23 protein-coding genes and 1 pseudogene are annotated in these 22,929 nt (G+C 60.7%); 8 read left to right on the top strand and 16 right to left on the bottom strand.

The features are described from left to right. Positions 1–230 precede the first annotated feature (230 nt). Both AOA61_RS24210 and AOA61_RS24205 read left to right on the top strand, forming a co-directional pair. Positions 231–932 carry a response regulator transcription factor gene (locus AOA61_RS24210; protein WP_032886904.1) on the top strand — a complete coding sequence of 234 codons (702 nt, stop codon included), beginning with the start codon at positions 231–233 and terminating at the stop codon, positions 930–932. Positions 933–935: 3 nt separating this feature from the next. Then, positions 936–2,237, top strand: a complete 1,302-nt coding sequence (locus AOA61_RS24205; protein WP_032886902.1) for an ATP-binding protein — start codon at positions 936–938, stop codon at positions 2,235–2,237. On the opposite strand, the gene AOA61_RS24200 is transcribed toward AOA61_RS24205, so the two are convergent. The 3 genes from AOA61_RS24200 to AOA61_RS24190 form a co-directional block, all read right to left on the bottom strand. Then, the gene (locus tag AOA61_RS24200; protein ID WP_099602887.1) at positions 2,238–2,912 is read right to left on the bottom strand and encodes an anti-sigma factor; all 675 of its coding nucleotides are present in this window, start codon (positions 2,910–2,912) and stop codon (positions 2,238–2,240) included. Beyond that, the gene (locus AOA61_RS24195) at positions 2,909–3,433 is read right to left on the bottom strand and encodes a sigma-70 family RNA polymerase sigma factor (protein ID WP_099602886.1); all 525 of its coding nucleotides are present in this window, start codon (positions 3,431–3,433) and stop codon (positions 2,909–2,911) included. The genes AOA61_RS24200 and AOA61_RS24195 overlap by 4 nt, the downstream gene beginning before the upstream one ends. Positions 3,434–3,495: 62 nt before the next feature. After that, positions 3,496–4,017 (bottom strand): DUF3455 domain-containing protein, encoded by a 522-nt coding sequence (locus tag AOA61_RS24190; protein ID WP_032886898.1) that lies wholly within the window; start codon positions 4,015–4,017, stop codon positions 3,496–3,498. A gap of 194 nt (positions 4,018–4,211) precedes the next feature. Here AOA61_RS24190 and AOA61_RS24185 point away from each other — a divergent pair, with 194 nt between their 5' ends. Beyond that, positions 4,212–4,997 (top strand): sulfite exporter TauE/SafE family protein, encoded by a 786-nt coding sequence (locus AOA61_RS24185; RefSeq protein ID WP_032886896.1) that lies wholly within the window; start codon positions 4,212–4,214, stop codon positions 4,995–4,997. A 127-nt stretch (positions 4,998–5,124) separates the two neighbouring features. Here AOA61_RS24185 and AOA61_RS24180 read toward each other — a convergent pair whose 3' ends face one another. Continuing rightward, complete coding sequence (locus tag AOA61_RS24180) at positions 5,125–6,363, bottom strand: acyl-CoA dehydrogenase family protein (RefSeq protein WP_099602885.1); 1,239 nt, start codon at positions 6,361–6,363, stop codon at positions 5,125–5,127. A gap of 266 nt (positions 6,364–6,629) precedes the next feature. Here AOA61_RS24180 and sfnG point away from each other — a divergent pair, with 266 nt between their 5' ends. Next, positions 6,630–7,715 (top strand): dimethylsulfone monooxygenase SfnG, encoded by a 1,086-nt coding sequence (gene sfnG / locus AOA61_RS24175; protein ID WP_032886892.1) that lies wholly within the window; start codon positions 6,630–6,632, stop codon positions 7,713–7,715. Here the strand turns inward: sfnG and AOA61_RS24170 are convergent. Further along, positions 7,711–8,160, bottom strand: a pseudogene (locus AOA61_RS24170) (GNAT family N-acetyltransferase); the annotation flags it as partial. The gene sfnG and the pseudogene AOA61_RS24170 sit on opposite strands and share 5 nt — an antisense overlap. A gap of 94 nt (positions 8,161–8,254) precedes the next feature. On the opposite strand from AOA61_RS24170, the gene AOA61_RS24165 reads away from it, so the two are divergent. Continuing rightward, a complete protein-coding gene (locus AOA61_RS24165; protein WP_099602884.1) occupies positions 8,255–9,841 on the top strand; it encodes a RimK family protein in 1,587 nt (528 codons plus the stop codon). A 6-nt stretch (positions 9,842–9,847) separates the two neighbouring features. Continuing rightward, the gene (locus tag AOA61_RS24160; RefSeq protein WP_099602883.1) at positions 9,848–10,780 is read left to right on the top strand and encodes a magnesium transporter CorA family protein; all 933 of its coding nucleotides are present in this window, start codon (positions 9,848–9,850) and stop codon (positions 10,778–10,780) included. Between the two features lie 44 nt (positions 10,781–10,824). Here the strand turns inward: AOA61_RS24160 and map are convergent, their stop codons facing one another. Both map and AOA61_RS24150 read right to left on the bottom strand, forming a co-directional pair. Then, a complete protein-coding gene (gene map, locus AOA61_RS24155; protein ID WP_099602882.1) occupies positions 10,825–11,586 on the bottom strand; it encodes a type I methionyl aminopeptidase in 762 nt (253 codons plus the stop codon). Next, positions 11,586–11,786: a ParD-like family protein gene (locus AOA61_RS24150; protein WP_025855286.1), complete on the bottom strand. Its 201-nt coding sequence runs from the start codon at positions 11,784–11,786 to the stop codon at positions 11,586–11,588. The genes map and AOA61_RS24150 overlap by 1 nt, the downstream gene beginning before the upstream one ends. Before the next feature lie 270 nt (positions 11,787–12,056). On the opposite strand from AOA61_RS24150, the gene ilvA reads away from it, so the two are divergent. Both ilvA and AOA61_RS24140 read left to right on the top strand, forming a co-directional pair. Beyond that, positions 12,057–13,088, top strand: coding sequence for a threonine ammonia-lyase, biosynthetic (gene ilvA / locus AOA61_RS24145; protein WP_081797707.1), 1,032 nt, complete (start codon positions 12,057–12,059; stop codon positions 13,086–13,088). 225 nt (positions 13,089–13,313) lie between these two features. After that, entirely contained in the window at positions 13,314–13,583 is a 270-nt protein-coding gene (locus AOA61_RS24140) for a DUF1652 domain-containing protein (protein ID WP_099602881.1), read from the top strand. Here AOA61_RS24140 and AOA61_RS24135 read toward each other — a convergent pair. The 9 genes from AOA61_RS24135 to AOA61_RS24095 form a co-directional block, all read right to left on the bottom strand. Beyond that, on the bottom strand, positions 13,580–13,978 hold the full coding sequence (locus AOA61_RS24135; protein WP_099602880.1) for a hypothetical protein: 399 nt from the start codon (positions 13,976–13,978) through the stop codon (positions 13,580–13,582). The genes AOA61_RS24140 and AOA61_RS24135 overlap by 4 nt on opposite strands. A 78-nt stretch (positions 13,979–14,056) precedes the next feature. Continuing rightward, a complete protein-coding gene (locus AOA61_RS24130) occupies positions 14,057–14,314 on the bottom strand; it encodes a DUF2790 domain-containing protein (protein ID WP_095185872.1) in 258 nt (85 codons plus the stop codon). A gap of 100 nt (positions 14,315–14,414) precedes the next feature. After that, entirely contained in the window at positions 14,415–15,353 is a 939-nt protein-coding gene (locus tag AOA61_RS24125; protein WP_095185871.1) for a carbohydrate kinase, read from the bottom strand. A gap of 12 nt (positions 15,354–15,365) precedes the next feature. Next, positions 15,366–16,847, bottom strand: a complete 1,482-nt coding sequence (xylB, locus tag AOA61_RS24120; protein WP_099602879.1) for a xylulokinase — start codon at positions 16,845–16,847, stop codon at positions 15,366–15,368. Between the two features lie 139 nt (positions 16,848–16,986). Continuing rightward, positions 16,987–18,468, bottom strand: coding sequence for a mannitol dehydrogenase family protein (locus AOA61_RS24115; protein ID WP_099602878.1), 1,482 nt, complete (start codon positions 18,466–18,468; stop codon positions 16,987–16,989). Positions 18,469–18,486: 18 nt separating this feature from the next. Beyond that, positions 18,487–19,590, bottom strand: coding sequence for an ABC transporter ATP-binding protein (locus AOA61_RS24110; protein WP_095185869.1), 1,104 nt, complete (start codon positions 19,588–19,590; stop codon positions 18,487–18,489). Positions 19,591–19,613: 23 nt separating this feature from the next. Beyond that, positions 19,614–20,444 carry a carbohydrate ABC transporter permease gene (locus AOA61_RS24105; protein ID WP_032886872.1) on the bottom strand — a complete coding sequence of 277 codons (831 nt, stop codon included), beginning with the start codon at positions 20,442–20,444 and terminating at the stop codon, positions 19,614–19,616. A gap of 10 nt (positions 20,445–20,454) precedes the next feature. Beyond that, a complete protein-coding gene (locus tag AOA61_RS24100; protein WP_050442832.1) occupies positions 20,455–21,345 on the bottom strand; it encodes a carbohydrate ABC transporter permease in 891 nt (296 codons plus the stop codon). 154 nt (positions 21,346–21,499) lie between these two features. Continuing rightward, positions 21,500–22,822 carry a sugar ABC transporter substrate-binding protein gene (locus AOA61_RS24095; RefSeq protein ID WP_032886869.1) on the bottom strand — a complete coding sequence of 441 codons (1,323 nt, stop codon included), beginning with the start codon at positions 22,820–22,822 and terminating at the stop codon, positions 21,500–21,502. Positions 22,823–22,929: the final 107 nt, after the last annotated feature.

Here is a 22,929-nt window from a genome sequence, read left to right as displayed (position 1 = left end):
GCTGTGTAGGTGGTCTGTGAAGAAATGTAAGGTGCGGCGCGCGGGGCGCCGAGGGCGTATATCCTTGCACAACCTTGCAAAAACTGACGATCCAATGTGGGAGGGGGCTTGCCCCCGGTGGCGGTGAATCAGTCAACGACTCTGCATCTGAAGCACCGCCAACGGAGGCAAGCCTCCTCCCACATTGGATTTGTGTACGACCTATCACTGTATTTTTTGGAAACACCTTCATGCCCAACATCCTCCTGGTGGAAGACGACGCCGCACTCTCGGAGCTGATTGCCAGCTACCTGGAGCGCAATGGTTATCACGTCAGTGTGCTCAGCCGTGGCGACCACGTACGGGAACGCGCACGCCTCAATCCGCCGGACTTGGTGATCCTCGACCTCATGCTGCCGGGGCTCGACGGCCTGCAAGTGTGCCGCCTGCTGCGCGCCGATTCGGCAGGGCTGCCGATCCTGATGCTCACCGCTCGCGACGACAGCCACGACCAGGTGTTGGGTCTGGAAATGGGCGCCGACGACTATGTGACCAAACCCTGCGAGCCGCGCGTGCTATTGGCCCGCGTGCGTACCTTGCTGCGGCGCAGCAGTTTGTCGGAGCCCCAGGTGGCCAACGATCAGATCCACATGGGCAACCTGTGCATCGACCTGTCGGAGCGCACCGTGGTGTGGCGTGAGCAGCCGGTGGAGCTGTCCAGCGGCGAATACAACCTGCTGGTGGTGTTGGCGCGGCATGCCGGTGAAGTGCTCAGCCGCGACCAGATCCTGCAACGCCTGCGCGGGATCGAGTTCAACGGCACCGATCGCTCGGTAGACGTGGCCATCTCCAAGCTGCGCCGCAAGTTCGACGACCATGCCGGCGAGGCGCGCAAGATCAAGACCGTGTGGGGCAAGGGCTATTTGTTCAGCCGTTCCGAGTGGGAATGCTGAGCCATGTTTCGTGTACTGCTGCGCCTCTACCTGATCACCATCGTCACCTACAGTGCGGCGATCTACCTGATTCCCAAACTGGTCATTCAGCTGTTCGAACACCGTTACCTGGATTACAACATTGAGCAGTCCCGTGGCCAGCAAACCCTCATCGTCAAGCAATACCTGCGTGCGCCGGTGGAGCGTTGGTCCCAGGTCACCGAGCAACTGGGCCGCGACTTTGCGCCGCTCAAAGTGCAACTGCTGCTACGTCAGGATGCCAGCTATACCCCGCAAGAAGCCAAGCTGCTGGAGCAGGGCAAGCCGGTGATTCGCCTGGGAGAATGGGGTTGGATGGAAGAGATCAGCTCGCCGCTCAACCAGCAGTTCGTGGTCAAGCTGACCATCCCGCCAGACCCGCTGGACATGAACCTGCTGTACTGGTCGATGAATGTGCTGATCGGCGCGGCGTTGCTCGCCTGCCTGCTGTTCTGGCTGCGCCCGCACTGGCGTGATCTGGAACGCCTGAAAAGCACCGCCGCTCAACTCGGCAAGGGCAACCTGGCCGAGCGCACCCGTATTCCGCCCAGCTCCAACATCGGCAGCCTGGCGGCAGTGTTCGACACCATGGCCGACGACATCGAACACCTGCTCAACCAACAGCGAGACCTGCTCAACGCCGTCTCCCATGAACTGCGCACGCCGTTGACGCGCCTGGATTTCGGCCTGGCCCTTGCGCTGTCCGAAGACTTACCCGAGGCCAGTCGCGAACGTCTGCACGGCCTGGTGGCGCATATTCGTGAGCTGGATGAATTGGTGCTGGAGTTGCTCTCCTACAGCCGCCTGCAAAACCCGGCGCAATTGCCGGAGCGGGTCGAGGTGGTGCTCGATGAGTTTATCGACAGCGTGTTGGGCAGCGTCGACGACGAGCTGGAAAACCCCGAGATCGTCATCGATGTTGTGCTTGATTGCGCTGTAGAACGCTTTAGCCTCGACCCGCGCCTCACCGCCCGTGCCTTGCAGAACCTGCTGCGCAACGCCACGCGTTACTGCGACAAGCGCATCCAGGTGGGGGTCAAGGTGTGTCCCAAGGGCTGTGAAATCTGGGTGGATGACGATGGCATCGGCATCCCGCTGGACCAGCGTGAACGTATCTTCGAACCGTTCTATCGCCTCGACCGCAGCCGCGACCGCAGCACCGGCGGCTTCGGCCTGGGTCTTGCGATCAGCCGCCGCGCCCTGGAAGCCCAGGGCGGGACGTTGACCGCCCAGGCGTCGCCGTTGGGTGGTGCGCGGTTTCGCGTGTGGCTGCCCAGCCTCGGTTGATCAGAGCACCTTGACCGCGCGGCCGATGGCCTGGATCGGCCCGGTGGGTTTGCCGGTCGGCGAGCCGCTCGGGTCTTCCAGGGTCAGTTCGAACAATTGGTTAGGCGACAGCGGCGGCAGCCTGTCCAGCGGCAGCGACAGGGTTTGCCCCGGCTTGACCAGCCCCAGGGACACGGGAGCTTGCCAGCCATCACCCTTGGTCCAGAACTGCAGCGCCTTGTCCGCTGGGACTTCCATCACGCCCAACGGGATCAACTGAATCTGCTGATTGTTGCTGGCCTGGATCACCCAGCCGGGCGCCTGGCTTTGGGGGGCCACCAGCACCACCACAAAGGCGGGGTCCGCGATAGGCGGGCGGGTCAGTAATAACGTCCCCAGCACCACGCTTGCCGCCAGCCCGGCACCGGCCAGGCCGCGCCACAAGGCCAGCAGGTTCCACCACGGTACGTGGGCGTCCGGGTTTGCGGTGTTACGTTCGATGCGCCGCCATAACTGCGCCGAGGGCAACACCGGCTCGGCCAACGCGGTCAGGGGCAGCAGTCGCTGCTCCCAGGCATCCACCGCCGCGCGTAACTCGGCATCGTGGGGCAGGCGTTGTTCCACGTCGGCCCGTTGCTCGGCGGGCAGGGTGCCCAGCACGTATTCGCTGGCCAGTTCGTCCAAGGGGTTGTTCATGCCATGCACTCCCGCAGCGCGGCGAGGCTACGTTTGATCCAGGCTTTGACGGTCCCCAGGGGGGTGTCCAACCTCGAAGCAATTTCGCTATGGGAATAGCCGTCGACATACGCATGCAGGATGCACGTGCGGCGGGCCGGATCGAGCTGCTCCAGGCAGGTGTGGATCTGCCCGGAACGCGCGGAAAACTCAAAGGTGTCGGTGGGCGCGGTGACGTGCTCGTGTTCGTCGTCCAGCGGCACCTCACGGTACTGGTTGCGCACCACGTTGAGCGCCAAGTGTCGGGTCACGCTGAACACCCAACCCCGCGCCGAACCACGGCTGGGGTCGAAACTGCCGGCGCCGCGCCAGATCTTGCTAAACGCGTCATGCACGATATCTTCGGCCAGCGCCCGGTCACGCACGATACGCAGGGCTACGCCGAGCAAATGGCTGCTGTCCTGCTCATACAGTCGGCGCAAGGCGCGTTGGTCGCCACGGGCACAGGCCAGCAGACAGGCTTCGTAATCAAACACGCACATCCCTCAAATGGCTGAACCCCTGTGGCGAGCATGCTCGCCACAGGCAGCGTAGCGCAGTTTGATCAGTTGGCCGCCCAGAAGATGTAGTCGGCCTGGTACTTCACCACTTCCTGTTTGCCCTTGTTGGCGACCGTGCATTCAGTGCTCGGCGCTACACCGCCTTTAAGGGCGACCCGTTGGATGTAACTCACGCCGCTCATCGCGCCCTTGCCTTCGGCCGGGTTGGCCTTGACCAGTTGATATGGCAAGTTGCCCGGGCTCGATGGCGCCACGGCCAGCTGGGTGCCGGTGATTTTCGAACCGTCCTTGGCTTGCCAAGTGGCAGGTGGGCCGAAGTAGGTGCCGACCTGCTTGCCGCTGCGATCATTGAGCACCGCCTTGGGGCCGACGAAAGTCCATTCGGTCTGGCCAGCGGCGTTGGCTTTGTCGCGGCACTCGTAGGTGATTTCGCCGACACCGGTGGTTTCCATCGCCACCTTGTGGCCGTCCGGCACTTTAATGCTGTCCGGCAAACCGGCCTGGGCAAAGGCGGCGGGGCTGGCAACGAGCAAACCGGTGAGGCAGAGCAGGGCTTTAGCGTTCATGGGTGTTTCTCCATTAGATGAAACAGCAGGGTTGCTGCAAGGACTACCCATGGGCACGCCAACTGGATGCAGTGATCGGCAAAAAAAATTGCATTAAGCGAAAAAGATCTAAAGTCAGATCATATTGGTATAAGTCGTTATAAGAAAAATCGCTATCCTGCCGCCAGAAATTTATAAGGCCGCGGGTAGCTGTAATGGAAGTGGGTAACTTTGGTTTCGTAATTGCCGGCCTGATCGTAGGTTTTATCGTGGGCATGACCGGTGTCGGCGGGGGCTCGTTGATGACCCCGATCCTGTTGTGGTTCGGCATCAACCCGGCCACGGCTGTGGGCACTGACCTGTTGTACGCGGCCATCACCAAGTCCGGTGGCGTGCTGGTACACAGCAAGAACAAGAACATCGATTGGACCATCACCGGCTGGTTGACCCTGGGCAGTGTGCCTGCGGTGCTGCTGACCCTGTGGTTTCTCGCCACCTTGCATACCGATCCTACGGCGATGAACGCGGTCATCAAGCAAGCCCTCGGCGTCGTGTTGCTGTTGACGGCCCTGGCGATCCTGTTCAAGCAACGCCTGCTGGCCTTCGCCCAGCGTCACGCGGGCGACAGCTACCACATGAACCCGCGCAACCTGAACGGCTTGACCGTTGTCACCGGCGCCATCCTCGGCACCATGGTCGCCCTGACTTCAATCGGCGCCGGCGCCCTGGGCACGGTCGCGTTGTTTATCCTCTATCCGTTCCTCGCCACGCGCCGCCTGGTCGGCACCGAGATCGCCCACGCGGTTCCCCTGACCCTCGTGGCCGGACTGGGCCATGCCGGCATGGGCAATATGGACTGGCACCTTCTGGGCTTTCTGCTGATGGGATCGCTGCCGGGCATTTACTTCGGCAGCCACATGACCGGCAAGATCCCGGACGGCGTGCTTCGCCCGTGCCTGGCGATCATGTTAATGGCGGTTGGTTACAAACTGGCCTTCTGAGGCGTGCGCAGTATCCAATGTGGGAGGGGGCTTGCCCCCGATAGCGGTGGGTCAGTTTTTGAATACAGTGACTGACCCACTGCCATCGGGGGCAAGCCCCCTCCCACAGTTTTGACCCCGCTCAGCCTCAGGCTTTCGCCGGACCATTGCCGATCTGCCACACAAACGGCGGCTCGGTGCCATTGATCACCCAGTCCCCCACGATCCGCGCCTTGTAGATCACCGGGTTGTGGGACGACACAGTCCGCGCATTGCGCCAATGCCGATCAAGGGCTTTCCCCTGGCGCACATCCGAAGCCCCCAGTGCGTTGAACAACTCGCTGGTAGCCCGCTGGATCAACTCCGATACCACCACCTGCGCCGTGGCCGATTCAATTTCGGCGGCGACGTTGGCTTCGCGCTCCACGGCGTCATCCCCGCCAAACCGCGCCACGTAAGCCCGTTGCGCTGGCAATGTCGCCCTTAACGCGCTGGCCTCAGCGGCATACACCAGCGCCGCGACTTCGCCCACCACCTGTTGAATCTGTGCATCCTGGCTCACATGCTGGGCATTGCCGTGGCTGTAGATGCGCTTGCGGCTGCGCACCTGGTGGGCCACATCGCGCAACGCCGCACGGCCGATACCGGCGAGGCTGGCCAGCAGGACAAGTTGGTAGAACGCGGTCTGGTATTTGAAACGGGTGGCAAAGTCGATGACGTTATCCGCCTCGACTTCAGCATCGGTAAAGCGCGAGGTGCCGCTGCCGGTGGTGCGCTGGCCAAAGCCGTCCCAATCGTCGCTGTGCACCACGCCAGGCTGGCGTGCGCGGGTCGCAGCGATCACATCGCCGCCGGTGTCGCTGCGTTGGGCGTACACATCGATCCAGTCAGAGAAAATGCTGCCGGTGCTGTAGAACTTTTCACCGTTGAGCTTCCACTTATCGCCGTCGGGACTGACCTGGGTGACCACATCACCGATGGCCACGTTGCCGATTTCAGTCCAGGCGCAGCCGACGATATCGCCGTCGACAAACCGCTTGAACCACAGGTCCCGGCCGGCACTCGGCGGCGCGTTCAGGCGGTCCTCTGCAAAGGCGAAATGCCCGCGCAGGGCCTGGGGTACGTTGGAGTCGGCTTCGGCCAGTTCGATCAGCAGTTCGAACAGTTGCGGCAGCGAAGCGCCGCCACCGCCATATTCCACCGGTACGCGCACCGCGCCGAAACCGGCCTCCTTGAGCCATTGGATCGGCTCATGGGGCAGGGTACGGCTGAGTTCGCGCTGCACCGCACCGTCGGCGATGCGCTGGAAGATCGGCCGGAAGCGCGCGGCCAAGGTGGGGTAATCGACGCCGATGGACAGCGGGTTAATGACGTGATGTTCGGTCATGGGCAAGGCTCCGGGGCAGTGGTCAATGCAAGGGGGATTGCACAGTCCGTGCCGGGTTCGTGGCCCAATGTTTACGGGGCATTTGCGTTGATTACTGTTGCTCCAGCAACAGCATTCCGACAAACCGGCGTGATCCATGACATGTGCGTGCACGCCCGCCGGGGGCGTTTTTTTGGGCGCAACGCCCATGGCATGGGCCTTTGCCACTGACTGGCACGCTTGCTGCTCAAGCCTCGATACATCCCTTTTGCACGAGGTACCGTTCGATGAGTCAGCAAGCCGTGAAATTTGCCTATTGGGTGCCCAACGTCAGCGGTGGGCTGGTGGTCAGTAAGATCGAACAACGCACCCACTGGGGCATCGACTACAACCGTAAATTGGCGCAATTGGCCGAAGAAGCCGGCTTTGAATACGGCCTGACCCAGATCCGCTTCACCGCTGGCTACGGCGCCGAGAACCAGCATGAATCCGTGGCGTTCAGCCATGCGCTGCTGGCGGCGACCACCAAGCTCAAGGTCATCGCCGCGATCCTTCCCGGCCCTTGGCAGCCGGCGCTGGCGGCCAAGCAACTGGCGACCATCGACCAACTCACCAACGGCCGCATTGCGGTGAACATCGTCAGTGGCTGGTTCAAGGGCGAGTTCCAGGCCATCGGCGAACACTGGCTGGAACACGACGAGCGCTATCGCCGTTCCGAGGAATTTATCCGCGCCCTCAAAGGCATCTGGACCCAGGACGACTTTACCTTCAAGGGCGACTTCTACCGTTTCAACAACTACACCCTCAAACCCAAGCCGCTGGGCCAGCCGGAAGTGTTCCAGGGCGGCAGTTCACGGGCCGCGCGGGACATGGCGGCGCGGGTGTCGGATTGGTATTTCACCAACGGCAACACCCCGGAAGGCATCAAGGCCCAGGTCGATGACATTCGCACCAAGGCTGCCGCAAATAACCACTCGGTCAAAGTCGGCGTGAATGCATTCATCATCGCCCGCGACACCGAGGAAGAAGCCCGCGCCGTGCTCGCAGAGATCATCGACAAGGCCGACCCGGAAGCCGTGAATGCCTTTGGCGACGCGGCCAAGCAAGCAGGCAAGGCGTCACCCGAAGGCGAGGGCAACTGGGCCAAGTCCAGCTTTGAAGACCTGGTGCAGTACAATGATGGCTTCAAGACCAACCTGATCGGCACCCCGCAGCAAATTGCCGAGCGCATCGTTGCACTCAAGGCCGTAGGCGTGGACCTGGTGCTGGCGGGCTTCCTGCACTTCCAGGAAGAAGTGGAGTACTTCGGCAAACGCGTACTGCCGCTGGTGCGCGAGCTGGAAGCCAAGGCCGGGATCAAGCAGGTGGCCTGACCAAGGTTTTTTCCAGGCGCAGGGCCGGGGTGTGGTCTGCGTAGTAGTCGTTGACCTGGGCGAAGCGCCGGTAGCCATTGCGCTCATACAGCGCAAGGGCGCCGGGGTTGTCGGTGCGCACCTCCAGGCGCAGGTGCGCGCACCCGTGCGTCACCCCGCAGGCCTCGACATGGCTGAGCAACTGCCTGCCCAGCCCGAGGCCGCGTGCGTGGGCGGCAATGGCGATGGAATACAAGCGCGCGAACGCGCTGCCACGACGAAACAGCACTAGCGCATAACCGAGCAACTGCCCGTCCTGTTCCGCTACCAGCAACTGGCCGTGGGCGCGGCTGATCATCCAGTGAAAACTGCGCGATGAGAGCCGGTCACTGGTGAAACACTGTTGTTCCAATGCGACCAATGCCGGTACATCACCGGGTAATGCAACGCGAGAGAAAAGAGCCATATAACCGCCGTAAAAGTTGCGTAACGAAACGGGACTTCCCTAAAAGATCGTGCTTAATAGAAAAGGTCGAGTTCTCTAAAGCGGATCAAATATTATGTCGGCGGTACAAGGTCATTGGCGTGAAGTATCCGAGCAAATTGTCGCGGCGACAATAACTTCGAAGGGCTTTTTTTCTGCGTCGCCTCGAAGTAACAGTCAAGTGGTGATTATTGTTGAGCGCAAGGAAGATTGGGCCTCCTACTTTCCCAGCGAAGACATCATCACCGCCCAGGAATACCTTGAGCAAACACGGCAAAACGAGACTGGCAAGCGTGTGCAGGTGATCAACCTGTGCCGCAGCTACAAGTACCTGGGGCACGGCTACTACTGCTCGTTGCTGGCCGAAGCGCGCGGACACAAGGTGATTCCCTCGGTGCGTACCATCAGCGAACTGACTAAGAAGTCGCTGTACGGCCTGGCGCTGGATGACCTGGATAAAACCCTTGATAAAGCCTTGAGTCATCACCTCTACAGTAATACCGAAGGGTTTACCCTGACACTTTACTTCGGCAGGACCAATATAGAACCGTTGCAGGAATTGGCCCGCCAGTTGTTTGAAACATTCCCGTGTCCGATCCTCTTGGTTGAATTCAGAAAGAATAACGGTTGGCATATCGAAGGGGTGAAATCCGGCGTATTGCACAAGTTGCGTGACGATCAGGAAGATCAGTTCGCCCATGCCCTTGATAACTTCAGCCGCAAGATCTGGCGCCAACCCCGTTCGCGGCGCCTGGCCCGTTACGACCTGGCAATCCTGCACGATCCACAGGAGCAGCTGCCACCCTCCAACGCCCGTGCCCTGGAGAACTTCATCCGCGTGGGCAAGGGCCTGGGCATCGATGTGGAGCTGATCGAGCGCAAGGACTACGCGCGGCTGGCCGAATACGACGCCTTGCTGATCCGCGAGACCACCAGCGTTGACAACCATACCTACCGCTTTGCCAAAAAAGCCGAAAGCGAAGGCCTGGTGGTGATGGACGACCCCGCGTCGATCCTGCGCTGCACCAACAAGGTCTACCTCACCGACTTGCTCAACAGCCATCAGCTGGGCATGCCCGCCACCGAGATTCTCTACAAGGAGCGACCGGAAGATTTCGAACGGGTCGGCGAGCGCCTCGGGTTTCCGCTGGTGTTGAAGATTCCCGACGGGTGTTTCTCCCGTGGCGTGATCAAGGTCGAAAGCCAGGAAGCCTTGCTCAAGGCCACCGCCGAGTTGTTCGAGCATTCGGTGCTGCTGTTGGCCCAGGAATTCTTCTACACCGAGTACGACTGGCGCATCGGCGTACTCAACCGCAAACCGATCTTCGCTTGCCAGTACTTCATGTCCAAGGGCCATTGGCAGATCTATAACCACAAGGCCATCGGCCAGGCCATCAACGGCGAATGCCGCACCCTGGCCGTCCATGAAGCGCCCAAGGCGGTGGTGGAACTGGCGGTGAAGACCGCCAACCTGATCGGCGATGGCCTTTACGGTGTGGACCTCAAGCAGTCCGGCGACAAGGTGGTGGTGATCGAGGTCAACGACAACCCCAACCTCGATGCGGGCATCGAAGATGCCTACTTGCAGGACGACCTGTACAGCCTGGTGCTGGAAGAGTTTGTGCGGCGCCTGGAGCTGAAACGCCAGGGCCAGGTCTGGTGACGCGCGATGATTCAGCGCTTTGAACTGACCGATGGAAAGCTGCGCAGCGGGGATAGCGATGCGGCCCCTATCCTGTTGTTCAACAACCCCGACCTGGCCGAGCGCGAGTGGCTGCGCGATCACCACAAGCTCGACGAGCACGCGTTGGCGTCGGCGCTCGACCCGGACGAAGTCTCACGCATCGAGTTTCATCCCGACAACCTGTTCCTGATCTGGAAGCGCCCGGAGAATTATTCCGGTGGTGGCAACCTGGTGTTCGAAGTGGCGTCGTGCGGCCTGCTGTTTTCACCCGGCCGCCTGCTGGTGATCGCCACCGATGAAACCCCACTGAGTGGCCTGGGCCAGCGCCGGCCGTTGCACACGCCGCTGGACGTATTGCTCGACCTGTTGCTCAACAACATCCACCACTACCTGGGCCACCTCAAGGTGATCAAGCTGGTTGCACGGGAGTTGCAGCAGCAGTTCAACGCGTCCATGAGCAACCATCACCTGATGCAGATGTTCAGCCTCAGCGAAAGCCTGATCTATTACATCAACGCGCTGCACAGCAACGGCGCCGTGCTGTCGCGGCTGCGTAACCATGGGGAAAAGGAGCACTTCAGTGCTGAAATTCTCGGCCTTATCGATGACCTGATCATCGAGAACCACCAGTGCTACAAACAGGCGGAGATCTATTCCAACGTGTTTTCCGGGCTGATCGATGCGCGCGGCAACCTGATGAACAACAGCATGAACAACCTGTTGCGCAAGCTGACGCTGATCAACGTGGTGTTCTTGCCGCTCAACCTGATCGCCAGCATTGGCGGTATGTCGGAGTTCAGCATGATGACCGCGGGTACACCGTGGTGGGTGTCGTACCCATTGTTCCTGGCAGCGATGGGGTTGGGCGCCGGCTTGATGGTACTGGCGCTCAAACGGATGGCGGGCGCGACGATGTAAGGGGGGCGAGGGAGTACTTCTTCGACAAGCCCGCTCACCACCGTTTATTCGCCTGGCTGTGTTTGCAAGGTCAGCACTTCAAAGCCATCCGCCGTCACCGCCACCGTGTGCTCCCACTGCGCCGACAGGCTGTTGTCCTTGGTCACCACCGTCCAGCCATCTTTCAGGCTGCGCACCTTGGAACTGCCCTGGTTGAGCATCGGTTCGATGGTAAACACCATGCCTTCGCGCAGTTCCAGCCCGGTGCCGGGTCGGCCGAAGTGCAGGATTTGCGGTTCTTCATGCATCTGCTTGCCGATGCCGTGGCCGCAGTATTCACGCACCACGCTGTAGCCGTTGGCCTGGGCGTGGCTCTGGATTGCATGGCCGATATCACCCAGGCGTGCGCCGGGTTTGACCTGGCGGATCCCGGCCCACATCGCCTCAAAGGTCATTTCCACCAGGCGCCGCGCCTTGGGGGCGACGTTGCCAATCATGTACATCTTGCTGGAGTCGGCGATAAAGCCACCTTTTTCCAGGGTGATGTCGATGTTGATGATGTCGCCGTCCTTGAGGATCTCCTTGGCGCTGGGCATGCCATGGCACACCACTTCGTTGATTGAGGTGTTGATGGAGAAGGGGTAGTCGTATTGCCCGAGGCTGGCGGGGCGGGCTTTAAGGTCGTTACGAATGAAGGCTTCGACGGCGGCGTCCAGCTCCAGGGTGGAACGGCCGGCGGCGACAAACCCGTCGAGCATGTCGAACACTTGAGCCAGCAGGCGCCCGGATTCGCGCATCACAGCCAGTTGAGCGGCAGTCTTGATCATCAGCTGCGCCCCCGGATCAGGTCGGGCTTGTCCAGCAACAGTTTGTTGATCAGCTCGTTGTACGGCAGGTTGGGGTTGAGTTCGGCGAGCAGGCCGATCTTGATCCAGAACTCGGCCTGGGCGTTGATGGAGCGGTCCATGGCCGCGCTGGCCAGGCGGAGTTGTTCATGCAGTTGGTCGGTGATTTTGACGATGCCCATGGGGTTCACTGTTTAAAAGTTGATATACAAAGCGTATATGTTTCGTATGTCTATCGTAAACCCCCAAACGCTAAATGGCGCTTGGCCATTGACTTGCCCGGTGACGCCCGGTTAATTTCGTGACATGACATTTCAAACCTTCCGCAGCCAGCCAAGCATTATTACCGCCATTCCTCATTTGGCGGGATAGCACACGGCTGCACCCAAACCCGCCTTAGAGGCGGGTTTTGTTTTTCCGTCTCCAGGGCCCTTGAAAACCAGGAGACACCCATGAGCACGTGCCCCGTCCCCCACACCGCTGATACGGCATTGCTTGAACACTATGTAAAAAAGATCCTCGCCGCGCCGGTCTATGACCTGGCGTTGCGTACGCCCCTGCAAGCCGCGCCGGCATTGTCGGCGCTGCTGGGTAACCAGGTGCTGCTCAAGCGCGAAGACCTGCAACCGACCTTTTCCTTCAAGATTCGCGGCGCCTACAACAAGCTGGTGCAGCTCACCGCCGAGCAAAAGGCGCGCGGTGTGGTGACCGCATCGGCGGGGAACCATGCGCAAGGCGTGGCACTGGCGGCGAAGGAGTTGGGGATCAAGGCGCGGATCGTCATGCCGTGCAGCACGCCCGAGTTGAAGGTGTTGGGCGTGCGCTCCCGAGGCGCCGAAGCGGTGTTGCACGGGGAGAGCTTCCCGTTTGCCCTGGCCCATGCGCTGCAACTGGCCGAGACATCCGGATGCACGTTCGTTTCGCCCTTCGATGATCCGGACGTGATCGCCGGCCAGGGCACCGTGGCCATGGAAATCCTGCGCCAGCAACAGGGCCCGTTGGACGCCATCTTCGTGCCGGTGGGTGGCGGCGGTCTGATCGCAGGTATCGCGGCCTACGTCAAATACCTGCGGCCTGAGGTGCGCATCGTCGGTGTCGAGCCCGAAGGCTCCAGTTGCCTGCTGGCCGCCCTGCGCGCCGGTGAGCGGGTGGTGTTGCCGAGCGTCGACGGGTTTGCCGACGGTACCGCCGTAGCGCAGATCGGCGCCTACGGTTTTGAAATCTGCCGGGAGTGGGTGGACGAAGTCATCACCGTGAGCAATGACGAACTGTGCAGCGCCATCAAGCTGATCTACGACGACACCCGTTCCATCACCGAACCCTCTGGCGCGTTGGCGGTGGCGGGCATTCGCAAGTACGTGGCGCAACGAGGTGTGCATGGGCAGACACTGGTGGCGGTGAATTCCGGGGCGAATATTAACTTTGATAGTTTGCGACATGTTGCTGAAAGAGTGACGGCATACGCACACGAAGTGCAGGGTTAAACGTTTAATCGTGGCTGTTCGACGATGTTATAAACACTACGGGCGTGGACCTGTTTAAGTTATATAAACTTGCGCGTTCCTTATGAGGAATGGTTACAACGCACGCGTATTTTGCCGAGTAGGCTGGTAGTTGAAATGTCTTCCAAGGTCGGCAAGACGCGGCAGGCAGGCGTCTGCCACACCCATAAGACTCTGTTGGCAGTCTCAAAAAAGGAGAGGTTGGCCATGCTTTCGGAATTAGAGCTTCGCAGCATTATTGAAGGAAGTTTCCTGCCCAAACGGTGCGAATGCACCAAAGCCGAAGATGCTTCGCTGACGATCAAGATCTATGACGATCGCGACCGTGACCGGGTAGATTTGGAGGTCAAAGGCATCAAGACGGACAAACTCGACAGCAGTCGAGCGATTTGCAACCTGATCGCCGGGTTGCGTGAAGATCTGAAAAATACCCATGCACCCGCCCTGCAAAGAGCGGGAGGTCGAGTCTATTACTAGGCAGACGCCTGAGGGTGAACCACCGAAGTCCTGTGGGCTTGGATAAACGCCAGGCCCAATACGGTTTCGGTCGCCACGGCCAGGAAGATCCCCGGCCCGGCGTTGCCATTGAACCACTCACTCAAGCCCAGCACAGCCAGCACCAGGCAACCGATGGCAAAGCCACTGGTCATGGCGCGACGCGTGTCCGAAGGCGGCGCATGGCGGGCCCGATAAAACATGATGCCGATGGCCAGGAACAGCGCGGCGCTGCGGCGGGCGACCAGGCCTGTGGCGTCTGAAGAATTCACTCCCCACATCCCGAGCAGCAGATCGGGGCGTAACCCCCAGACCAGTGCGAGGGCAAAGCACAGCAGGGCGGTTGTGGTGGCGAGGGTACGAAAACTGAACGGCATGGCGATTCCTTTCGGCCTTGGGACAAGCCCGCAAGAATACGCCTATCTACGCGGGCTTGCTGTGTGACAGTGCAACGCTCAATTCTGGAAGCTGCACGCGTCGGACAGCTTCCGATAGCCCACATCTTCGACTTTCCCAGCCTTGTCCACGAACTTGATATCGGCGTCGATGACTTTGCAGTCATTGGTCGGCGCTTCGTTCATGGCGATCACATGCTTGATGTTCAACGGCATGCCGTATTGGTAAGGCACGGGTTTCTGGTTGTCGGCCTGTGCCAGGCCCGAGACGGCTGCCAGTGCCAGCGCGCCGCCACACAGTAAAGTACGTAGTTTCATGAAGGTGCTCCGCAAGTGGGTTCGACTTCACTGTCGGCTTGCGGGATTAACCATCGATTAATCGAGGCCTGGCTGACAAAACCTTCATGAAACCGGGTGTTCAGCCCAACTGTTTACGATACGGCAGGTCCGGGCCGGTTTTGGTGCAGGTCATTGCCGCCGCGCGAATCGCGAAGCCGAGCATGGCGTCAATCTGCGCGCGGGTGAGTTGTTGCAGGCCGTCGACCGAATCCAACTGCTGCTCGGTCAGCCAGGCAATCAACGCAGCCTGGAAGGTATCGCCGGCGCCCACGGTGTCGGCCATCACCACCTTGACCGCAGGTTGCGACCAGGTGCCATGTTGGCGGCTGAACACACTGGCGCCGTCGCCGCCACGGGTCAGGAACACCAACTGGCAACGGTGTTGCAACCAGCCTTGCAGCACGCTTTCCGGCGACTGGTCGGGGTACAGCAGGTGCAGGTCTTCATCGCTGACCTTGATCAGGTCGGCATGTTTGACCAGTTCGGCGACGCGGTCACGCCACAGCTGGATGTCGGGTTGCGGGTTGAGGCGCACGTTGGGGTCGAGGCTGATCAGGCGCTTGCCGCTTTCGCGCTGTACCAGGGCCAGCAGGGTGTCGCCAATCGGTTGCACCACCAGGGAGAACGAGCCGATATGCAGCCCACGCACGTCATCACCGAGTACCGGCAAATGCTCGGCTTGCAGCAGCCGGTCCGCACAGCCCTCACCCCGGAAGTTGTACTGCGGTGAACCATTGGCACCCACGGCGACCATGGACAGGGTGGTCGGCGCGGCGAATTCCACCAGGAACTGCTCGCTGACGCCTTCATCTTTCAGCACCTGCAATAAGCGTCGGCCGAGGAAATCGGTGGACAGGCCGCCGAACAACCCGGCCTCGATGCCCAGGCGGCGTAAGCCCACCGCGACGTTGAACGGTGAGCCACCCGCAATCGCCTTGTAGTTGACCTTGGAGGCCTGCCCGCTGGCATCTTCCTCGCTGAAAAAATCGAACAGCGCTTCACCACATACCAGATACATAGTCGTTCGCTCTTAAAGGGTTGCCACGTGCTGTTGATAGCGTTCGTAAGCCAGTTGATAGGCGCTGACATGGGCCGCCACCGGCAGGGTACGGCTGGCCGGGTCGACGCTCACGCATTTTTCGCAGAGGCTGGCCAGGGATTCGCCGGATTGGCTCCACGCAGCCTGGATCGCCGCGCCGAGGGCGGCGGCTTCGCTTTGTTCGGTGCAGATCACTTCGGTGTTCATGATATCGGCGACCATCTGCCGCCACACGGGGCTTTTCGAGCCGCCGCCGATCAGGCGGATACTCTGGCTTTGCAGGCCGGTCTGGCGCAGCAGGTCCAGCCCGTAGCGCAGGCCGAAGGTGGTGCCTTCAACCACGGCGCGGCACAGGTTGGCGCGTGTCAGGTTGGTCATGGTCAGGCCGTGCAGGCTGCCAGTGGCGTGGGGCAGGGCGGGTACGCGTTCGCCGTTGAGGAACGGCAGCATGCTGACGCCGTCGGCGCCAATCGGCGCTTGCTCGACCAGGCTGTTGAACGCGTTGAGGTCGAGTTCGAACAGCTCGCGTATCACGCCTGTGGCGTTGGTCAGGTTCATCGTGCAGATCAATGGCAACCAGCCGCCGCTGGATGAGCAGAATGTGGCGACCGACGCTTGGGGGCTGACGTTGGGTTGGTCCGAAAACGCATAGACGGTACCCGATGAGCCCAGGCTCATGGTGATCACGCCGGGCGCGATATTACCGGTGCCGATCGCGCCCATCATGTTATCGCCGCCGCCGCTGGCGACGATGGCGTTGGGGTTGATGCCCAGTCGCTCGGCGATGGCAGGCAGGATGCTGCCCACGGTTTGATCGGCTTCGATCAGTTGCGGTAAGGCTTGTTCCAGGCGACCACTGGGGTCGATGTGCTTGAGCAGTGCCACATCCCAGTCACGGCTGCGCACGTTGAAATAGCCGGTGCCGGACGCATCGCCGTATTCTGCGACGGCACGGCCGGTGAGCCAGTAATTGAGGTAGTCGTGGGGCAGCAGGATATGGGCGATTTGTTTGAAGATGTCCGGGTGTTGTTCGCGCGTCCATAGCAGCTTGGACACGGTGTAGCCCGGTGCGATGGCCACGCCCAGCCGTTCGAGTGAACCGCTTTCGCCGCCCAGATGTTGCAGCAGGCGGTCGTTCTCCGGCGCGGTTTCGGTGTCGCACCACAGCTTGGCCGGGCGCAAGACCTGGCCTTGGTCATCCAGCAGCACCAGCCCGTGCTGCTGGCCGGAAACCCCGATACCAAGGATGTCCTGGCCATCCACGCCAGCCTGTTGCAGGGCGCGGTGGGTGGCTTCGGTAAAGGCGTCCAGCCATTCCTGGGTGTGCTGTTCGCGACGGCCATTGGCGCCGCTGATCAACGTGTGCGCGGCGGCGCCCAGGCCCAGCACCTTGCCGCTGGAGGCGTCGAGGACGATGGCTTTGGTGCCTTGGGTGCCGCAGTCGATGCCGAGGAACAGGTTTTGCTGGGTCATGATGGTGTGCTCAGCAGTGTTATTTTTTTTGGATTGGCAACCCGGTCCAGTGTGGGAGGGGGCTTGCCCCCGATGGCCGTGGGTCAGTGAAGGATATTTCACTGACACACCCTCATCGGGGGCAAGCCCCTTCTCACATTTAAACCGGTTTCTTCAGGAGGTGCTTCAGGGTAGTGGTGACGCCGTTATCACGCAGACTCTCATAGCACCGCTCGAACGCTGCCACAAACGCCGGCGAGTTGGGAATAGCCGTGCCAAAAATCTCTTCTACGCCCAGTAGGCGTTTGCTGATCAGCGCATCGTCAGTCACCAACCCCTGGCAGAATTCCGCCCGCGGATCGGGGATTTTGTAGCTCACCCCATTCTCATCCACACCCTTCAAATACAAGGCCCAGGCTGCGACGACCAGCGCCGCGCGCTCTGTTTCACGCCCATCGGCAATCAGATGATTGATGGTCGGCACGGTGAACTTGGGAAACTTCGACGAGCCGTCCGAACACACGCGCTCCAACTGGTCGGCAATCGCCTGGTTGGAGAAGCGATCCACCAGCGTCTGCTTGTAGTCGGTCAGGTCGATGCCCGGTACCGGCGCGAGGTTTGGCGTGACGTCGAGGTCCATGTAGGCACGCATGTAGGCTACGAACAGCGGGTCGTTCATGGTCTCGTGCACAAACCGATAACCCTTGAGAAACCCCAGGTAGGTCAGGGCCAGGTGGCTGCCGTTGAGCAAACCGATCTTCATCTCTTCATAGGGCGTCACATCGTCGGTGAACTGCACCCCGACCTTTTCCCACGCCGGGCGGCCGTTGACGAATTTGTCTTCCAGCACCCACTGCACGAAGGGTTCGCACACCACTGGCCAGGCATCGTCAATGCCGTGTTCATCGTGCAATTGCAGGCGGTGGGCGGTGCTGGTCATGGGAGTGATGCGGTCGACCATGGCATTCGGGAAGCTCACATTGGCTTCGATCCAGTCATGCAACTCGGCATTGTGCAGGGCGGCAAACGCCAGCAATGCCTTGCGCGTGACGGCGCCGTTGTGGGGCAGGTTATCGCAGGACATCACGGTGAACGCGGGAATGCCGGCGGCGCGGCGTTGGGTCAGCGCCGCGCAGATAAAACCGAACACGGTTTTCGGCGCCATGGGGTGCGCCAGGTCGTGCTGGATCTGCGGCAGGTGGGCCATGAACTCGCCGTTGCTGTCGTCGATGCAGTAACCGCCCTCGGTGATGGTCAGCGAGACGATGCGGATTTCAGGGCTGGCGAGCTTGTCGATCAGGGCTTGGGCGCTGTCTTCGGCCAGCAGCATGTCGCTGATGGCACCGATTACGCGCACTTCGGTGTCGTCGGTGTCGCCCAGTTCATACAGGGTGAACAGGTAGTCCTGGCCGGCCAGGTCGTCGCGGGCCTTGCGGTCCTCGGCCCGCAGTCCGACGCCGCAGATGCTCCAGTCCAGGCCTTCACCGGTGTTCATCAGCGCATCGGTGTAATACGCCTGATGCGCGCGGTGGAAGCCGCCGACGCCGATATGAGCGATGCCCTGACGGGTGTCGGCAATGGCGTAGGCCGGGATTTTCACCTGCTCAGCCAGTTGCGTGAGGTTTTGTGTGTTCAATTTCATAACGTAATACTCGCGAAATCAGGCGGCAGCGCGCAGTGGACGGGCCACGGCCACGCCATCGGTGTCGAACAGATGGCAGTGCGCCGGGTCCAGGTGCAGGTGCAGGGTTTCACCGTACTGGCTGGCCATGTCGCCGCGGATGCGCATGGTCAACGGCTCGCCGTTGGCGGTGTTGACGTGGCAGAAGGTGTCACTGCCCAGGCGTTCGCCGACGTCGGCGGTGACGGTCAGGGTGGTTTGGCCAGGCGACGCGATTTCCAAGTGCTCCGGACGAATGCCCAGGGTGACCGCGCTGCCGACGCTCAAGGTCGGACCACTGAGCGGCAGGTTGATCAAGGTGCCGGCGTCCAGTTGCACTTCGCAGGTCTGGGACTCGACACGCGTGACCTTGCCCTTGAGGAAACCCATTTTCGGCGTGCCAAGAAAGCCCGCCACAAACAGGTTCGCGGGTTGGTGATACAGCTCCAGCGGCGAACCCACCTGCTCGATACGGCCGCTGTTGAGCACCACCACCTTGTCGGCCAGGGTCATGGCCTCGACCTGGTCGTGGGTCACGTAGATCATGGTCGCCTGCAGTTCTTTATGCAGGCGCGCCAGCTCCAGGCGCATTTGCACACGCAGGGCGGCGTCGAGGTTGGACAGCGGTTCGTCGAACAGGAAGATCTTCGGGTTGCGCACAATGGCGCGGCCAATCGCTACGCGCTGACGCTGGCCACCGGAGAGTTGCTTGGGCTTGCGCTCCAGCAGCGGGCCCAGTTCGAGGATGCGCGCCGCTTCGTTGACCTTGCTCTCCACCAGCTTCTTGTCGACGCCGGCCAGGTCCAGGGCAAACGACATGTTTTTGCGCACGCTCATATGCGGATACAGCGCGTAAGTCTGGAACACCATCGCCAGGTCGCGCTTGGCCGGGGTCACTTCGGTGATGTCGCGGCCATCGAGTTCGATGGTGCCTTCGGTAACTTCTTCCAGGCCGGCGATCAGGCGCAGCAGGGTGGACTTACCGCAGCCCGACGGGCCGACGAAGACCACGAACTCCTTGTCGTTCACTTCCAGGTCGATGCCTTTGATGATCGAGAAACCTTCGAAGCCTTTTTGCAAATTCTTGATTTTGAGGTTGGCCATGATGGGCCCTCCGCTAGAAATTATTATTTAACTGCGCCGAAGGACAAACCGCGCACCAGCTGTTTCTGGCTGATCCAGCCAAAGATCAGGATCGGCGCACAGGCGAGGGTCGAGACGGCCGACAATTTGGCCCAGAACAAACCTTCGGGGCTGGAGTAGGAGGCGATCAGCGCGGTCAACGGCGCCGCGTTCGATGAGGTCAGGTTCAGCGACCAGAACGCCTCGTTCCAACACAGGATCAGCGACAGCAACACCGTGGAAGCGAGGCCGCCCTTGGCGATCGGCAGCAGTACCCGGACCATTTCCTGCCAGAGGGTGGCGCCGTCCAGGCGTGCTGCTTCGAGGATGTCTTTGGGGATGTCTTTGAAGTAGGTGTAAACCATCCAGACCACGATCGGCAGATTGATCAGGGTGTAGATGATGATTAGCGCAATGCGCGTATCCAGCAGGCCAAAACTCTTGGCCAGCAGGTAGATCGGCATCAGCACGCCTACCGGCGGCAGCATCTTGGTGGAGAGCATCCACAGCAGCGTGCCCTTGGTGCGCTTGGTTTCGTAGAACGCCATGGAGTAGGCCGCCGGCACCGAGATCAGCAGGCACAGGGCGGTAGCGCTGAAGGAAATCAGCACCGAGTTCCAGGCATAGCTGAAGTAGTTGCTGCGCTCGTTGATGTGCAGGTAGTTCTCCAGCGTCGGCGTGAAGATGAACTGCGGCGGCGTGGCGAACGCGTCGATTTCGGTCTTGAAGCTGGTCAGCACCATCCAGAAGATCGGGAAGAAAATCAGGATCGCGATGGCCCAGGCCAACGTGCCGAGCAACAGGCTTTGCAGGCGGCGGGATTGTTGAAGCGTCATGGCGCGGCCCTCAAGGCTTGTCAGTCAGGTTTTTGCCGATCATCCGCACCAGGATGATCGCCGCGATATTGGCGATGACCACGGCAATCAAGCCGCCGGCCGAGGCCATGCCCACGTCGAATTGCACCAGCGCCTGGTTGTAGATCAGGTAGGCGAGGTTGGTCGACGCGTAGCCGGGGCCACCGTTGGTGGTGGTGAAGATTTCGGCGAATACCGAGAGCAGGAAGATCGTTTCGATCATCACCACCACGGCAATCGGGCGGGCCAGGTGGGGCAGGGTCAGGTGCCAGAAAATCGCAATGGCGCCGGCACCGTCCAGACGTGCCGCTTCCTTTTGTTCCTGGTCGAGGGACTGCATGGCGGTCATCAGCAGCAGGATCGCGAAGGGCAGCCATTGCCACGACACAATGATGATGATCGACAGCAGCGGGTAGTGCGCCAGCCAGTCAACAGGTTCTGCGCCAAAGAACTTCCACACGGCAGCGAGGATTCCCGACACCGGGTGAAAAATCAGGTTCTTCCAGATCAGCGCACCGACGGTGGGCATGATGAAGAACGGAGAAATCAGCAACACCCGCACCAGGCCGCGACCGAAGAATTCACTGGCTTCCAGCAGCGCGCTGATCAACACGCCGAACACCACGCTGATCAGCAATACGCTACCTACCAGCAACAGGGTGTTGGAGGCACCGGGCAAGAATCCCGAGTCGGTGATGAAGTAGGTGAAGTTCTCCAGCCCCACGAATTGGTTTTCGCCGGGGTAGAGCAGGTTGTAGCGGATCAGGGAAAAGTACAGGGTCATGCCCAGGGGCACGATCATCCAAAGCAACAGCATGGCGACCGAGGGCGTGACGAGGAACCAGCCGGGGTTGGCCAGGCGGTTTTTGGGTGCTGTATTCATGATAATCAAGGCCATTGCGAAGCAAGGATCGGAATGCGGTCAGGATGGGAGAGGGCTTGCCCCCGATAGCGGTGTATCAGTCACTGAATCATCAACTGGTAGATGGCTATCGGGAGCAAGCCCCCTCCCACATTTGACTGTGGTGAGACCCGGGTTATTTGGGGTAACCCGCCCGCTTCATTTCACGCTCGGTGGTGGTCTGCGCGGCGGTCAGTGCAGCATCGACCGTTTGCTGACCGGTCAGCGCACCGGAGAAGAACTTGCCGACCTGGGTACCAATCGCCTGGAACTCAGGAATGGTCACCAACTGGATACCGATATACGGCACCGGCTTGAGCGTCGGTTTGGTCGGGTCGGCGACTTTCAGCGATTCCAGGGTCACCTTGGCGAACGGTGCAGCCTTCATGTACTCGTCGCTGTAGGTCGACTTGCGGGTGCCAGGCGGTACGTTGGCCACGCCGTCGGTCTTGGCGACCAATGCGCCATATTCCTTGGAGGTTGCCCAACTGGTGAACACCTTGGCGGCGTCCTTGGCCTTGGAGCTGGTCGGGATCGCCAGGGACCAGGAGTACAGCCACGAAGTGCCTTTGTCGGTCTTCTCGTGGGGGGCGAAGGTGAAGCCTACGCTGTCGGCCACCTTGCTCTGGGACTTGTCGGTGACAAACGAGCCAGCCACGCTGGCGTCGACCCAAATTGCACACTTGCCGCTGTTGAACAGCGCCAGGTTTTCGTTGAAACCGTTGCTGGACGCACCCGGCGGGCCGGATTTCTTCATGTTGTCGACGTAGAAGTTAAGCGCGTCTTTCCATTCGGGGCCGTTGAATTCAGGCTGCCACTTTTCATCGAACCACCGCGCGCCATAGCCGTTGGCCAGGGTGGTGATCAGCGCCATGTTTTCACCCCAACCGGCTTTGCCGCGCAGGCACAGGCCGTATTGCTCTTTGGTTTTGTCGGTGAGTTTGGCCGCGAATTCGCCGATCTGGGTCCAGGTCGGATGCTCGGGCATGGTCAGCCCGGCGTCCTTGAACAGGTCGGTGCGGTAATACGTGATCGAGCTTTCAGCGTAGAACGGCAGGGCGTACAGCGAGCCTTTGACGGACAAACCGTCACGCACAGAAGGGAAAACGTCGTCGAGGTCGTAGGAAGCCGGAAGATCCTTCATCGGTTCCAGCCAGCCTTTGGCGCCCCAGAGTGCGGCTTCGTACATGCCAATGGTCAGCACGTCGAACTGTCCGCCTTGGGTGGCGATGTCGGTGGTCAGGCGTTGGCGCAGCACGTTTTCTTCGAGCACCACCCAATTCAGCTTGATCTCTGGATGCTCGGCCTCGAAGGTCTTCGAGAGCTTTTGCATGCGGATCATGTCGCTGTTGTTGACGGTGGCAATGGTCAGGGTCTGCGCGCCAAAGCTGACGGCGCTGAGGGTCATGCAGGTTGTCATGCAGGTGGAGACAAGCAGTGCTTTTGCTGTGAACTTCATCGCGCACTCCATTTCCGCGCCCAGGGGCTACAGAAGGACAGTTATTGTTGTTGTGTCTTCCTACGAGGAGTCAGGAAGAGTGTGCGTTGATTACAGCCTTCAAATGG

Origin of the sequence: Pseudomonas sp. 2995-1, assembly GCF_002742505.1 — a bacterium.
GTDB classification, from domain to species: Bacteria; Pseudomonadota; Gammaproteobacteria; order Pseudomonadales; family Pseudomonadaceae; genus Aquipseudomonas; species Aquipseudomonas sivasensis.
The sequence above is the reverse complement of the archived record's forward strand: the minus strand, read 5'-3'. Positions and strand labels throughout refer to the sequence as shown.